The 13286-nt window shown below is 60.0% G+C and carries 12 protein-coding genes and 1 tRNA gene; 7 read left to right on the top strand and 6 right to left on the bottom strand.

Annotated features, from left to right (window positions below; translation table 11 throughout):
* The first annotated feature begins 304 nt into the window (after positions 1 to 304).
* Together ASC86_RS18955 and ASC86_RS18950 are read left to right on the top strand one after the other, a co-directional pair.
* Positions 305 to 1351, top strand: a complete 1047-nt coding sequence (locus ASC86_RS18955; protein WP_056324754.1) for a low specificity L-threonine aldolase — start codon at positions 305 to 307, stop codon at positions 1349 to 1351.
* A gap of 133 nt (positions 1352 to 1484) precedes the next feature.
* On the top strand, positions 1485 to 2477 hold the full coding sequence (locus ASC86_RS18950; RefSeq protein WP_056324751.1) for a bile acid:sodium symporter family protein: 993 nt from the start codon (positions 1485 to 1487) through the stop codon (positions 2475 to 2477).
* 59 nt (positions 2478 to 2536) lie between these two features.
* Here the strand turns inward: ASC86_RS18950 and ASC86_RS18945 are convergent, their stop codons facing one another.
* Complete coding sequence (locus tag ASC86_RS18945) at positions 2537 to 3013, bottom strand: Hsp20 family protein (RefSeq protein WP_056324749.1); 477 nt, start codon at positions 3011 to 3013, stop codon at positions 2537 to 2539.
* Positions 3014 to 3463: 450 nt separating this feature from the next.
* Here ASC86_RS18945 and ASC86_RS18940 point away from each other — a divergent pair, with 450 nt between their 5' ends.
* On the top strand, positions 3464 to 4468 hold the full coding sequence (locus ASC86_RS18940) for an alpha/beta hydrolase (protein ID WP_056324746.1): 1005 nt from the start codon (positions 3464 to 3466) through the stop codon (positions 4466 to 4468).
* A gap of 3 nt (positions 4469 to 4471) precedes the next feature.
* Here the strand turns inward: ASC86_RS18940 and hisN are convergent, their stop codons facing one another.
* Complete coding sequence (hisN, locus tag ASC86_RS18935) at positions 4472 to 5245, bottom strand: histidinol-phosphatase (RefSeq protein WP_056324744.1); 774 nt, start codon at positions 5243 to 5245, stop codon at positions 4472 to 4474.
* A gap of 20 nt (positions 5246 to 5265) precedes the next feature.
* Between hisN and ASC86_RS25910 the strand changes: the two genes are divergently transcribed.
* Positions 5266 to 5517 (top strand): hypothetical protein, encoded by a 252-nt coding sequence (locus tag ASC86_RS25910; protein WP_156387114.1) that lies wholly within the window; start codon positions 5266 to 5268, stop codon positions 5515 to 5517.
* A gap of 145 nt (positions 5518 to 5662) precedes the next feature.
* Here the strand turns inward: ASC86_RS25910 and ASC86_RS18930 are convergent, their stop codons facing one another.
* Positions 5663 to 6547 carry an N-formylglutamate amidohydrolase gene (locus ASC86_RS18930; RefSeq protein ID WP_056324741.1) on the bottom strand — a complete coding sequence of 295 codons (885 nt, stop codon included), beginning with the start codon at positions 6545 to 6547 and terminating at the stop codon, positions 5663 to 5665.
* 194 nt (positions 6548 to 6741) lie between these two features.
* On the opposite strand from ASC86_RS18930, the gene cpdR1 reads away from it, so the two are divergent.
* Together cpdR1 and ASC86_RS18920 are read left to right on the top strand one after the other, a co-directional pair.
* Complete coding sequence (gene cpdR1 / locus ASC86_RS18925) at positions 6742 to 7104, top strand: response regulator CpdR1 (RefSeq protein ID WP_056324737.1); 363 nt, start codon at positions 6742 to 6744, stop codon at positions 7102 to 7104.
* Positions 7105 to 7212: 108 nt separating this feature from the next.
* Positions 7213 to 7287 (top strand) — tRNA-Val (locus ASC86_RS18920).
* A 135-nt stretch (positions 7288 to 7422) separates the two neighbouring features.
* Here the strand turns inward: ASC86_RS18920 and ASC86_RS18915 are convergent.
* Both ASC86_RS18915 and ASC86_RS18910 read right to left on the bottom strand, forming a co-directional pair.
* Positions 7423 to 7689, bottom strand: a complete 267-nt coding sequence (locus tag ASC86_RS18915; protein ID WP_056324735.1) for a DUF1488 domain-containing protein — start codon at positions 7687 to 7689, stop codon at positions 7423 to 7425.
* Between the two features lie 663 nt (positions 7690 to 8352).
* The gene (locus ASC86_RS18910) at positions 8353 to 9666 is read right to left on the bottom strand and encodes a calcium-binding protein (protein WP_056324732.1); all 1314 of its coding nucleotides are present in this window, start codon (positions 9664 to 9666) and stop codon (positions 8353 to 8355) included.
* 472 nt (positions 9667 to 10138) lie between these two features.
* Here ASC86_RS18910 and ilvD point away from each other — a divergent pair, with 472 nt between their 5' ends.
* Positions 10139 to 11983, top strand: a complete 1845-nt coding sequence (gene ilvD / locus ASC86_RS18905) for a dihydroxy-acid dehydratase (RefSeq protein ID WP_056324730.1) — start codon at positions 10139 to 10141, stop codon at positions 11981 to 11983.
* A gap of 69 nt (positions 11984 to 12052) precedes the next feature.
* Here ilvD and opgC read toward each other — a convergent pair whose 3' ends face one another.
* Positions 12053 to 13255: an OpgC domain-containing protein gene (gene opgC / locus ASC86_RS18900; RefSeq protein WP_056324728.1), complete on the bottom strand. Its 1203-nt coding sequence runs from the start codon at positions 13253 to 13255 to the stop codon at positions 12053 to 12055.
* Between the last annotated feature and the right edge of the window lie 31 nt (positions 13256 to 13286).

The raw sequence follows: 13286 nt of genomic DNA, 5'->3' as shown, positions 1-13286 counted from the left end.
TGCGGCCGGTTCCGGTCTTCAGACCGAAATAGGACAGGCATACTGTCCTATTTCAGAAGCTCTATGCCAGAAAGCTTGAGAAGCCGCAAGAGTACCAATACAAAATAATCGGGCGAATATTGCCAAAGATTGCCGTTCGTTTCATTTTTGAGTAATTTAATTTCGCCACTCGGCACATTTCTTCACTTTGGTTTCAAACTGGTATTAGATTGTCCTTGTCTTGAGGAAGGTCTTGCGCAGCCCGTCAGGCGGTTTATGGTCGGGCCGAGCCGCATTCGCGATCTTTCATCACAGGACAATCTTCATGATCTTCTCATCCGACAATTGGGCCGGCGCCCATCCCGTTATTGCCGAGAGCCTGGTCAAGGCGGCCGGCGGTTTCGCCTCCGCCTACGGCACCAGCGACCTGGACCACAAGGTGGAGAAGAAGCTCTCGGAGATCTTCGAGCACGAGGTTTCGGTGTTCTTCGTCGCCACCGGCACGGCGGCCAATTCGCTGGCGCTCGCCAGCGCCAACAAGCCGGGTGGACATATATTCTGCCATAGCAAAGCCCATGTGAACGTCGACGAATGCGGCGCGCCGGAGTTCTTCTCCCACGGCGCCCGCATGGCGCCGGTCGATGGCGAGAACGGCAAGATGGACCCAGTCAAGCTCGAAGCCGAGATCAAGCGTTTTCCGCCCGGCTTCGTCCATGGTGGGCAGCCCATGGCGATCACTATGACGCAGGCGACGGAAGCCGGCACCGCCTACAGCATCGCCGAAATCGACGCGATCGCCACGATTGCCAAGCACCACCGCCTGCCGCTGCACATGGATGGCGCACGCTTTGCCAATGCGCTGGTGACGCTCGGCGTCAGCCCGGCCGAGATGACCTGGAAGCGCGGCGTCGAGCTTCTCTCCTTCGGCGGCACCAAGAACGGCTGCTGGTGCGCGGAAGCGCTGATCCTCTTCAACCCGGCGCGCGCTTCGGAAATGCACTACCTGCGCAAGCGCTCGGCGCAGCTGTTCTCCAAGTCGCGCTTCATCGCCGCCCAGTTCGATGCCTATCTGGAAAACGATCTCTGGCTCGATCTTGCCCGCCAATCGAATGGTATGGCCGGCAAGCTGGCAAAGGGCATCGAAGCTTCCAGCACCGCGCGGCTCGCCTGGACCAGCGATGCCAACGAACTCTTCGTCATTCTGAAGAAGTCCGTGGCCGACGCCCTGATGAAGGATGGTGCCGTGTTCTACGACTGGCCGGTGCCGCACCAGCTGGCAAGCTTCGTCGCTACGGATGAAGGCCTCTACAGGCTCGTCACTAGCTTTGCGACGACAGAGGACGATGTGGCCGCTTTTCTGAAAAAGCTCTGATCACGACCGTCCGGCGGCAGGCAAAACCTGCCGCCGGGTAATATCTCGCCTCTTCGCGGGAGCCATTATGCCTTGCATTCGAGGCCGCAATGACAATGATGCGGCGCTTCCGTTTCAAGGACTGCCAATAGATATGCGCCGTTTCCTACCCGATACCTTCACCATCTTCCTCGTGCTCACGGTGGCGCTGGCCTCGGTGTTGCCGATCTCCGGCGAGCCGGCGGAATGGTTCGGTCTTGCGACGAAAGTTGCGATCGGGCTTCTGTTTTTTCTGCACGGCGCCCGCTTGTCGCGGGATGTGGTGCTGGCGGGCCTGCTGCACTGGCGCCTACATCTGGTCATCCTGGCGATGACCTTCGGCGTTTTTCCGCTGCTCGGCCTTGCCGTCGGGCTGATCCCCGAATCGATCCTGCCGCCGGCGCTCTATACCGGCATTCTCTTCCTCTGCGTGCTGCCCTCGACGGTGCAGTCGTCGATCGCCTTCACCTCGATGGCCGGCGGCAATGTTCCGGCGGCAATCTGCGCGGCTTCCGCCTCAAACATCTTCGGCATGTTCCTGACGCCGCTGCTCGTCGGGCTGCTGTTTACCGCGGGCGGACACGGCGGCATTTCGCTGGATGCGCTGCAACAAATCCTACTGCAGCTTCTGGCCCCGTTCGTCGTCGGCCAGATCCTCCAGCCGTGGATCGGCGATTTCATCCGGGCGCGGAAAAAACTGCTGATGCCGGTCGATCGCGGCTCGATCCTGATGGTGGTGTATCTCGCCTTCAGCGAGGCAGTGACCGAAGGCCTGTGGCATACATTCTCGGTGCGCGATCTTGCCGTCGTCATCGGGCTCGATATCCTGCTGCTTGCCATAGTGCTTACTGTCACGATGTTCGGCAGCCGCAAGCTCGGCTTTTCCCGTGAGGACGAGATCACCATCACCTTCTGCGGCTCGAAAAAGAGCCTGGCGAGCGGCGTGCCGATGGCCAACGTTATCTTTGCCGGCCAAAGCATCGGCAGCATCGTCCTGCCGGTGATGCTGTTCCACCAGATCCAGCTGATGGCCTGCGCCGTCATCGCCCAGAAATACGCCGAGTACAGCCGGCGCAAGCGCGAAGCCGAGACGGCGGCCACGGCCTGACGTACAAAAGGCGGCGCCCTGAGGGCACCGCCTTCATCAAACCTGACGTTCCGGTGGCCTTAGTTGGCCGATGCCTCGATCTGGGTCGCTTCGATCTGCTTCGACTGCGAGGGGGCAGCCGAGATTTCGATCTTGCGCGGCTTGGCGGCTTCCGGGATCTCGCGCAGGAGGTCGATGTGGAGCAGGCCGTGCTTCAGCGAAGCGGACTGGATTTCCACATGATCGGCGAGCTGGAAGCGGCGCTCGAAGGCACGCTTGGCGATGCCGCGATAGAGGAACTGGTTCTCGGAAGCCTGCTCTTCGCTCTTTTCACCCTTGACGGTCAGCGTGTGCTCGCGCGCTTCGATCGAAAGCTCGGTTTCGTCGAAGCCGGCGACGGCCATGGTGATCCGGTAGGTGTTTTCACCCGTCCGCTCGATATTGTAGGGCGGATAGGTCTGCGACTGGTCGGGCTGGCCCAGACTGTCGAGCATGGTGAAGAGACGGTCGAAACCGACGGTGGAACGGTAGAGGGGGGAAAAATCAACGTGACGCATGGTGTCCTCCTGAAAGAGCAACGGTTTTGCGGTTCTTGATCCCGTCACCCCAAAAAGAGGCGGTGGCGGAACCGGTGAACAGGCCCGTCTTCGGCGCCTGTGACAAGGAGATGGGAACGGCTCCCGCCGGGTTCAAGACCCTTTTTCGCCTGTCTCGAAAACCGATCATAAATGCAGGATGAACGGCCGGTTCCGGCTGCGTTCAGCAAGCCCGGCGTAAAACGAAACCATCGGATCAGCCCAAACGGCCAAGCGGTGAACGTCCCTTCTCCCGACCTGGCCGCCAAAGCCCCGACCCATGGCCGGAAGCGATACACAATCCAGTCCCCCGTCGCTTCCGGCCCTTTTTCTTTCTGACGCCGCCTTTGGCGCGCCCAATCCCTCCGGTATAAACGATATCGCAAAGCCTCTGCGGCACACTCGCCGGACTGGGCAAGACAACGGATACCGATGATAGACATATTGCATCCGACCGCCGACAATCCGATCCCTCCCGGCAAGGTCCACGGCCATACGGTGAGCTTCTTTGAAGGCGTCAGGGGAACGAAAATCCGCTATGCGATTTTCCGCTCGGATGCGGCCGTCGCCAAGGGAACGGTGGTGCTCCTGCAGGGGCGCAACGAATCGATCGAGAAATATTTCGAGACCATCGGCGAGTTGCTCGACCGCGGCCTGTGGGTCGCGACCTTCGACTGGCGCGGACAGGGGGGCTCCGGGCGCATTCACAAGGTCACCCGACGCGGCCATGTGCGCCGCTTTTCGGATTACGAGAAGGACCTTTCGACCTTCCTCGAAAAGATCGTTCTGCCCGACACCCGCCTGCCCTTTTTTATGGTCGCCCATTCCATGGGGGCGTTGGTGGCGCTGTCGCAGGCGCCTTATCTTTCCAGCCGCATCGACCGGCTCGCCCTTCTTGCCCCCTTCGTCGAGCTGGGTGGGCAAGCTATCGGCCACCGCGCCATCGGCATGCTGGCGGCCGCGACCACCTGTGTCGGCCTCGGCTTCCTGCCGCTGACCCGCGACAACGGCTCGCTCCCCTTTTCCCGCAATCTCCTGACCCATGACCCGGTACGCTTCGCCCGCAATAGCGGGGTCACCGAGGCGCAAGCCGGGTTGGCGCTCGGCCCACCTTCCGCCCGCTGGCTGCACGAAACCTTCAAGGCGATCCGCCGCATCACCCGCCGCGAACACCTGACGCAAATCCGTGTGCCGACAATCCTGATCGCGCCGACGCAGGACCAACTTGTGCCTTACCGATCGATGGAATTGCTGGCCCGCAATTTTCGCGCCGGCCACCTGATCCCGATCGACGGCGCCCGCCATGAATTGCTGATGGAAAGCGACCACTACCGCGCCCAGGCGCTGGCCGCGATCGAGGCCTTCATCCCCGGCAATTCCGCCGAACTGAATGAAGACATCGCCGCCCAGGGCACGATGGAAGCAGGAGCCGACTGAGCGTCAACTGTTCAGCAGTTCGAGCACCTGCGCATGCAGCGCCGGGTCGCCGGCCGCGATCACCTCGCCGCCCATTTCCGCCGGGCCGCCATCCCAATTGGTCATGATGCCACCCGCCTGCTCGATCAGCGGAATGAGCCCGCCGACATCATAGGGCTTCAGCCCGGCTTCGATCACCAGATCGATATGCCCGGCAGCCAGCAGCGCAAAGGCGTAGCAATCGCAGCCGTAGCGCGAAAGCCGCGCCCGCTTCTCGACGTTGTCGAAACGGCGCTTGATATCGCCGGTGAAGAGATAGGGCGTCGTCGTGAACATGATGGCATCGGAAATATCGGCACAGGGCCGCGTCGCAAGCACCTTTTCACCCTCGGGTCCGCGATAGACCGAGCGGCGGCCATCGGCGAAATAGCGCTCGCCGGTGAAGGGCTGGTCCATCAGCCCCATGACTGCCTCACCCTCGTTATAAAGGCCGACCAGCGTGCCCCAGACCGGAAGCCCGGAAATGAAGGCGCGAGTGCCGTCGATCGGATCGATCACCCAGACATATTCCCGATCCAGCCCGACGCTGCCATATTCCTCGCCGAGAATACCGTGCTCGGGAAACTCGCGCTCGATCAGCGCCCGGATCGCGGCTTCCGCCGCCCGGTCGCCTTCCGTCACCGGATCGAAGCCGGCAGCTTCCTTGTTGGCGACGCCGATCCCGGTACGGAAACGTGGCAGGGTTTCAGCACGCGCGGCATCGGCAAGACGATCGAAGAAAGCACGGTCGGGCAGCATGAAACCTCACAAGTAATGACGTGGGAAAAGGGGCGCGAAAAGATCGAAAAATCTGCTTTTCCCGTCTTAAAACAGATTTTTTCAAAAAAGAAGAGGATGCCAAATTCGCCGGGAATAGGTTCTTTTTGGGCGAAGCTTTGCCCAACGCGATGGCAAAACCCCAGAGAATTATCTCTAAAAGCGCTTGGAAGCGGGAAAAACCGGTTAATTTCGCCGATTTTCTCGATGTCTTGATTTGCGCAACGCAGCAAAACGGCCGCAACATGGCTTGACACTTGTGCGATGCAGCATTAATTTTTCCTTACAGTCACTTGTGGCTGTAAATACCCTCCTTGGGTGTTTCCTCCCTAGACTTAAACCGCGCCCCGTGCGCGGTTCTTTTTTGGCGATATGCCGGAAATCTAGAGCAATGCGGCTTTACTCTGCCGCCAGCGCCGCAGCGTCGCCGTCTTTTTCCACATAGAGCGAAAGCGCCCGGAGGAACGCATGGAGCGCTTCGGCAAACAGCCGGAATTGCGGCTTCTTCTCCAGCGTCACTTCATCCACATAGAGCGAGCGATTGATCTCGATCTGCAGCGCATGCAGACCGCGGGCGGGGCGGCCGTAATGCTCGGTGATGAAGCCGCCGGCATAGGGCTTGTTGCGCGCCACGCTGAAGCCCAGCTCTTCGAGCAGCGAAACCGCCGTGTGGGAAAGATCCGACGATGCGCTGGTGCCGTAGCGGTCACCGATGATGAAATCCGGCCGCTGGCTGCTGCCGGCAACGCGGATATTGCCGGGCATGGAATGGCAATCGATAAGTACGGAAAGCCCGAACTGGACATGAGTGCGAGCGATCAGCCGGCGCAGACACGCGTGATACGGCTTGTAGATGGTCTCCACCCGCTCCAGCGCCTCAGCGACGGGAAAGCGACCCTTGTAGATATCCATGTTTTCCGCCACCAGCCGCGGCACCGTGCCGAGACCGCCGGCAACGCGCATCGAGCCGATATTGGCATAGGGCGGCAAGGCACCGTCGAACATGCGCGGATCGAGTTCGTAAGGCTCGCGGTTGACATCGAGGAAGGCGCGGGGGAAATGCGCCAAAAGCATCGGCGCCCCGAGATCGGTGACGCTGTGGAAAAGCTCATCGACATAATGATCTTCGGAGCGGCGAATCGACAGCGCGTCGAGCCGAGACTGTTCCAGAAAGGTACGACTATAGCGACGCCCGCTATGGGGCGAATTGAAGACGAAGGGAATGCGCTGGATTTCCGGCTCGCGAACCTCGAACAGATCGGCGTCGCTGTCGTGCCCGCTCATGGGAGGCCTTTACCATGTCGTCATGTTGCAATTTCGTGTATGTTGCCAGCAGTCGGCAACTGTGTCCATAGTACCCACCTGCCGGTTGCGCGGGGCTTGACCCGTGCTCTTCACCGGATATTTACCCATCAGCGGTTTCATGATGCAACCGCGCATCAGACACCTCGACGCTACCAGCAACGGCATATAACCCCATGAATCCCAAAATCCTTCTCGCCGAAGACGACAACGATATGCGCCGCTTCCTTGTGAAGGCCCTCGAAAAGGCCGGATACAAGGTGCAGTCCTTCGACAATGGCGCCAGCGCTTATGATCGTCTGCGCGAAGAGCCTTTTTCGCTGCTCCTCACCGACATCGTCATGCCGGAAATGGACGGCATCGAGCTGGCGCGCCGCGCCACCGAGCTCGATCCGGACCTGAAGGTGATGTTCATCACCGGCTTTGCTGCCGTCGCGCTCAATCCTGATTCGAAGGCCCCGAAGGACGCGAAAGTCCTTTCCAAGCCCTTCCACCTTCGCGACCTCGTCGACGAAGTCAACAAGATGCTGGCCGCCTGACCCTTGTAAACCAGGGTGTCGGCGGGGCCGCAAAACTTCCTGTCAAAAAGTGCAAGAAAGCCTATTGACGCCGGAAAGGGTTTTGTGGTCTATGCGCCGACATCGGATGGGCGTGTAGCTCAGCGGGAGAGCACTACGTTGACATCGTAGGGGTCACAGGTTCAATCCCTGTCACGCCCACCATCCAAATTCGCTGAAAAGCCAAGGGCTTCCGGGAAACCGGGAGCCCTTTTTACATTGTGCCGTCGCGTTCGGCGGACCGCCGTCAGGCTCCGGCGAGGCGGGAGAGAAGATCACAGCAAGAGCTTGATGGTCCGATCAGTGAAAATGCGACCGATCCAGCAGGATGGTTGCCTGCGGCCTGGACTTATAGACGCGTCTGGCTGTTTCCAAGATTTGTGCGCGCATATCGTCAAATGCGGCAAGATACGCTTTTTCGGTGGCGTTCCGCGGCGAGAGCTCTCCTGAAAACACGTCCACGGAGAGAAAGCACTTAATCTCGAACATGCCGTCATAGCCCGTGAAACGGACGCGCATGTGGGTTTCGTCATAGCTTCTGGCAGCATTGGGGAACGAAAGTGTCATGGGGCTCCGCCGTTGGACGAAAACAGCCTATCTCAAGGCGAAATAGGTCACGAAGATCAGCGATAGTATCAGGGACGACTTGATCAGGAGCAGCGTCAACACGCTGGAAAGCGGTACGGCCTTATTCATCGGTGCGCCCCTCCTCCGGAGGCGGTGCGAGCTGCAGGAATCTCCACCACGCTCCGCGTCCGTCGCTCCAATTATAAACTGCGATGCCGGCGAGCGGATAAGGTCTCGTGCGCCTGCGAAGAAGCGACCTGCTCTCGAAGTCAGAGGAAAAATCACCTCCTATGGCCGCACGTCCGTCAGCTGCCGTCTGGAAGCGGTTCGACATGAAGGGGGGTGGCGCCGAACGGGTTTCCGTCCCAATGCCGAGGTCTGGCAAATCCCGCGCCGCAGCGGAGCGGCGAATGGGCCTCAACTGCATTGTCTTCAGAAAATCATGGTGATGACTGGAAGACACATCGTCCTCCTTTGTTGAGGCGAGGGCACCCGACCCTCAGGCGGCAGCGCCCGTATAATTTGCTGCCGAAGTCGCAAGCATGCGCTCTCACCCCCTCTTTAGCAAGCGCCGAATACAATCGGCTCTCCGCAAGAGATGCGCGTCTTTGGTGTCGGGACGAAAAGACCCTCGCACGAAGCGAGGGTCTTCTGACGAGAGGCTTACGCGATCACAAAGAAATCGAGATTGGTCAGCGTCAGGCCCTTGTCGAGCAGGGCAAATTGCACGGCAGCGCCGCCGCCATTGCCGTCGGCATCGTAGAACAGCTTGCCGCTCACTTTGTCGTAGATGATCCGGTCGTCTGAATCATGGGCAGCAGAGCCTGTCCAGAAGGCAGCAGACGCCAGGTCGCCCGTCTTTCCGACCTTGGTGAAAACGTCGTCGTCCAGCCAGATCACATCGTCGGCGGCGATGAGATCGTCGATCGTATCGACATTGCCGGCGCCGAGCTTCGTGTCGAAAACATAGGTATCCTTGCCGGCGCCGCCGAACAGCGTATCGGCGCCGAGGCCGCCGGACAGCCTGTCATTGCCGGCATTGCCCTTCAGGATGTTTGCGTCGTCGTTACCCAGAATAATCTCGTTGCCAATCCCCCCTACGGCATTCTCGAAACCACGGACGATAAAATTTCCATTACCGGTTTTGATCGTCGCGCCCTCGCGAATGTCGATCGTGAAATTGGCCGTGAATTTCGAAAAATCGACGGTATCGGAATCCTTTTGCGAAGCGTCGGACACGCTTTCGCCGCCGCCCAGCAACACCGTATCCGGCTCGGTGAGCTTCGAGAGGATGACGGTGTCGGCATCACGGCTGAGAACGACCGACCCCGCCCCGCCGGCACCCAGATTGACGGTATCGGCCCCACGGCCGGTATCAATCAGGCCGACATAGCCGGTGGATGTCGTGACCTTGTCGGTATGACCGCCGGTAAACAGGAATTCGATTTCACCCGCCCCGACCGTGACCGTGTTCTTGCCGCTACCGGCGACGAGGCTGACGATATAACCGCTGCCGACCGTGATCGTGTCGTCGCCCCCGCCCATCGTGATGGTTTCGACATTGGCGACACCTGTCTTCAAGACATTGTTGCCGTTTCCGAGCTGGATGGACTGATAGTAACCATTGCCCAGCGTCACCTGCTCCACACCATCTCCGCCAAGCAGATGGTTGATCGACGTGGATTTCAGCTCGATGACATTGGTGCCGACCGCTCCGGTGAGGTCGAGGATCTTGATCGCCCGGTTGGGGGTGGTATCGAGATCTTTGATCACCGCGCGGATGTTGCCGGAGAGATCAAGGGTGTTCATCGTCCAGAAAGAGGAAAAATTGAACGTGACGGTTTTGACCGGGCTCGCAGGCGCATAGAGATCCACATATTGCAGATACTTGGTGCCCCATTGAAAAAGGTGCCCGCCGACGCTGAACGATGTAACGCCATTGAAATTCAGTGTGATATTGCCGCTGACATTAGCCATAATGGTTCCCCCGACCGAAAATTGATGTAACCCCGCCGTGATCTATAACATATCCATCGCGGATGAAAATAAAACCGACCCCAGAGATGGCATTTTTGCTGAGAGACGTCTGCAAAAACGGTCCATAACGAAAAGCCCCTCTTCCGTGGCTTGAAGAGAGGGCTTCGACAAAGGTTTTCGTTCTGAAATAGCCAGCTCTTGCAAAGGTCCTGGCCGGTCCAATAGAACCTGTTCCGAAAAAACCCGCATCCCCCAAATGGGGGTACCGGGCAATATTTTCACCGCAATCAGCATTCCGGGCCTTGTCAAGGCCACCTGCCCCCGCCTTTGCAATGGACCGGGGTGCGATCTGGCCGTATAACGAAAGAATGCTACGAAAACCGTGACGGAGACGCAATTTTGCGCTAAGGACCGGCCCTTGCGATCTCGGGATCGCTAACCCGTTCACCGTCGATGTTCAAGGAAGACGACCATGCCAGCCTATCGTTCCCGAACCACCACCCACGGCCGCAACATGGCCGGTGCGCGCGGACTCTGGCGCGCAACGGGCATGAAGGACGGGGATTTCGGCAAGCCGATCATTGCCGTGGTGAACTCGTTCACCCAGTTCGTGCCCGGCCACGTGCACCTCAAGGATCTCGGCCAGCTCGTTGCCCGCGAAATCGAGGCCAATGGCGGCGTCGCCAAGGAATTCAACACCATCGCCGTCGATGACGGTATCGCCATGGGCCATGACGGCATGCTCTATTCGCTGCCGTCGCGCGAGCTGATCGCGGATTCGGTCGAATACATGGTCAATGCGCACTGCGCCGATGCCATGGTCTGCATTTCCAACTGCGACAAGATCACCCCCGGCATGCTGATGGCGTCGCTGCGCCTCAACATCCCGACCATCTTCGTTTCCGGCGGCCCGATGGAAGCCGGCAAGGTCGTGCTTTCCGACGGCAAGACCCACGCGCTCGATCTCGTCGACGCCATGGTCGCCGCCGCCGACGAGAAGGTGTCGGACGAGGACGTCAAGGTCATCGAGCGCTCGGCCTGCCCCACCTGTGGCTCCTGCTCCGGCATGTTCACAGCCAATTCGATGAACTGTCTGACGGAAGCGCTCGGCCTGTCGCTGCCGGGCAACGGCTCGACGCTCGCCACCCATTCGGATCGCGAAAAGCTGTTCCTGAAGGCCGGCCGCGATATCGTCGGTCTTGCCAAGCGTTATTACGAAGCCGAAGACGTCACCGCCCTGCCGCGCACGATCGCTTCGAAGGGCGCCTTCGAAAACGCCATGACGCTCGATATCGCCATGGGCGGCTCGACCAACACGGTTCTGCACATCCTCGCAGCCGCCCATGAGGGCGAAGTCGATTTCACCATGGACGACATCGACCGCCTGTCGCGCAAGGTGCCCTGCCTTTCCAAGGTGGCGCCGGCCAAGGCCGACGTTCACATGGAAGACGTGCATCGCGCCGGCGGCATCATGGCGATCCTCGGCGAACTCGATCGCGCCGGCCTGATCAACAGCGACCTGCCGACCGTTCACTCCAAGACGCTGGGCGAAGCGCTCGCCAAGTGGGACATCGCCGTCACCGACAATCCGGCCGCGTTCGAACTCTTCAGCGCCGCCCCCGGCGGTATCCCCACCCAGGTGGCCTTCAGCCAGAGCGCACGCTGGAAGGAACTCGACATCGATCGCGAAAACGGCGTCATCCGCGATGCGCAGCACCCCTTCTCCAAGGATGGCGGCCTTGCGGTCCTGAAGGGTAATATCGCCATCGACGGCTGCATCGTGAAGACGGCGGGTGTCGATGAATCGATCCTGAAGTTCTCCGGCCCGGCCTGCGTCTTCGAAAGCCAGGATGCGTCGGTCAAGGCGATCCTGTCGAACGAGGTCAAGGCCGGCGATGTCGTCGTCATCCGCTACGAAGGCCCGAAGGGCGGCCCCGGCATGCAGGAAATGCTCTATCCGACGAGCTACCTGAAGTCGAAGGGCCTCGGAAAGGCCTGCGCACTCATCACCGACGGCCGCTTCTCCGGCGGCACCTCCGGTCTTTCGATCGGCCACGTTTCGCCGGAAGCGGCCAATGGTGGCATCATCGGCCTGGTGCGCAACGGCGACATGATCGATATCGACATCCCGAACCGCACCATCAGCCTGCGCGTTTCGGAAGAGGAAATCGCCACCCGCCGCGCCGAGCAGGACGCCAAGGGCTGGAAGCCGGCCGAGGAGCGCAAGCGCAAGGTGACGACCGCCCTCAAGGCCTATGCCGCCTTTGCGACCTCTGCCGACCGTGGCGCGGTTCGCGATCTCGGCGACCTCGGATAAGATTTTACACGGTACAAGAAAAAGGCCGCGTTTCCGTTGGGAACGCGGCCTTTTCTGTTGCGGGAGGGATTAGCGGCGCCCGGTTCGAATAACCGCCTTTTGCGGCGGCTTGCCGAGCAAGTTGTCCCGCTCGCGCCAGAGCGCCGGGAGGGAAAGGGTTGCAACGGCAATCAGCGCGATCAGCGTCTTTTCCAGCTGGTTGAACATCGGCGTCTGCTGGTCGATGTAATAGACGCCGTAGACGATCGCGACGTGCCAGACATAGACATGCAGTGAATGGCGCCCGAGAAGCCGCAGGAAGCCGAGGGAGAAAACCCAGCGCAGGGCAGCCGCAATCCGGCGGATGGCGATATGCTCGTGCTTCGGGCCGGCAACGATGAGCCAGGTCACGAGGAAGGCCGCCGCCGGGAAGCTGACGAGATAGACGAGGCCGAAATCGGCACGTACTTCCATGGTCGAAAACTTCGCCAGCACCGGCTCCGGCAGGAGATCATGGGCCGTCAGGATACGCAATGGCAGGAAGAACAGGAGAAGACCGGCCGCGATTTTAGGAAAGAAGGTCTGCTTCGGATCGAAAACCCGTGACCAGTCGATCCGGTTCGAGGACGTCAGGACACCGAGCACCAGTCCGGAGAAGAACACGATCTGCCATCCCAGCAGGTTGAAGCTGACGCGAATACCCTGTTTGTCCGGCCCCATGATCCAGCTGTTGATTGGATCGGTCAGGAGCCGCTGCAGGCCGAGCTGGCCGGCGAGCCAGAGCACGAGCGACACGACCATGACTTCCGCCCACCGCCCCTTGAGGCACAGCCAGATCACCGGCGGCGCAAACAGCATATAGACGACATATTGCGGCAGGATATCCATGAAAGTCGGCTGGAACAGGAAAGCTGCGACCGCGGCCAGCCGCAACGGATCGTCGAAATTGGTCGAGCCGATCCAGTTGAACCAGACCTGCGGCGCATGCGGCAGCACCAGGGCTGCTGCAAGCACACCGATCACGATGCCCATCGCATAACGATAAAGCTCGAAGGCGCGCGCGGTGACTTTTTCGCTGCCGGCGAAATAACCGTCCTTCAGCATCTTGCGGCTATAGACCATGCCGACAAGCAGGCCGGACAGGAACACGAAGCCCTGTGCGTCCTCCACGAAGGCGAGCTGGTTGTGATTGAGGAACAGCAGCCAGTACCCGCCGGCAAAGACGAGATGGTTGATCAGCATGAAAACGAGGAAGTATCCCCGCATGCCGTCCATGATTTCATTACGTTTCATCGCATCATCCACCGGCAAATCGATACCGATA

Source organism: Rhizobium sp. Root1212 (assembly GCF_001424985.1).
Taxonomy (GTDB): domain Bacteria; phylum Pseudomonadota; class Alphaproteobacteria; order Rhizobiales; family Rhizobiaceae; genus Pararhizobium.
The sequence above is the reverse complement of the archived record's forward strand: the minus strand, read 5'-3'. Positions and strand labels throughout refer to the sequence as shown.

Coding starts and splice junctions, on each gene's coding strand:
- ASC86_RS18955 (WP_056324754.1), top strand. CDS start 305: ATGATCTTCTCATCCGACAATTGGGCCGGCGCCCATCCCGTTATTGCC.
- ASC86_RS18950 (WP_056324751.1), top strand. CDS start 1,485: ATGCGCCGTTTCCTACCCGATACCTTCACCATCTTCCTCGTGCTCACG.
- ASC86_RS18945 (WP_056324749.1), bottom strand. CDS start 3,013: ATGCGTCACGTTGATTTTTCCCCCCTCTACCGTTCCACCGTCGGTTTC.
- ASC86_RS18940 (WP_056324746.1), top strand. CDS start 3,464: ATGATAGACATATTGCATCCGACCGCCGACAATCCGATCCCTCCCGGC.
- hisN (WP_056324744.1), bottom strand. CDS start 5,245: ATGCTGCCCGACCGTGCTTTCTTCGATCGTCTTGCCGATGCCGCGCGT.
- ASC86_RS18930 (WP_056324741.1), bottom strand. CDS start 6,547: ATGAGCGGGCACGACAGCGACGCCGATCTGTTCGAGGTTCGCGAGCCG.
- cpdR1 (WP_056324737.1), top strand. CDS start 6,742: ATGAATCCCAAAATCCTTCTCGCCGAAGACGACAACGATATGCGCCGC.
- ASC86_RS18915 (WP_056324735.1), bottom strand. CDS start 7,689: ATGACACTTTCGTTCCCCAATGCTGCCAGAAGCTATGACGAAACCCAC.
- ASC86_RS18910 (WP_056324732.1), bottom strand. CDS start 9,666: ATGGCTAATGTCAGCGGCAATATCACACTGAATTTCAATGGCGTTACA.
- ilvD (WP_056324730.1), top strand. CDS start 10,139: ATGCCAGCCTATCGTTCCCGAACCACCACCCACGGCCGCAACATGGCC.
- opgC (WP_056324728.1), bottom strand. CDS start 13,255: ATGAAACGTAATGAAATCATGGACGGCATGCGGGGATACTTCCTCGTT.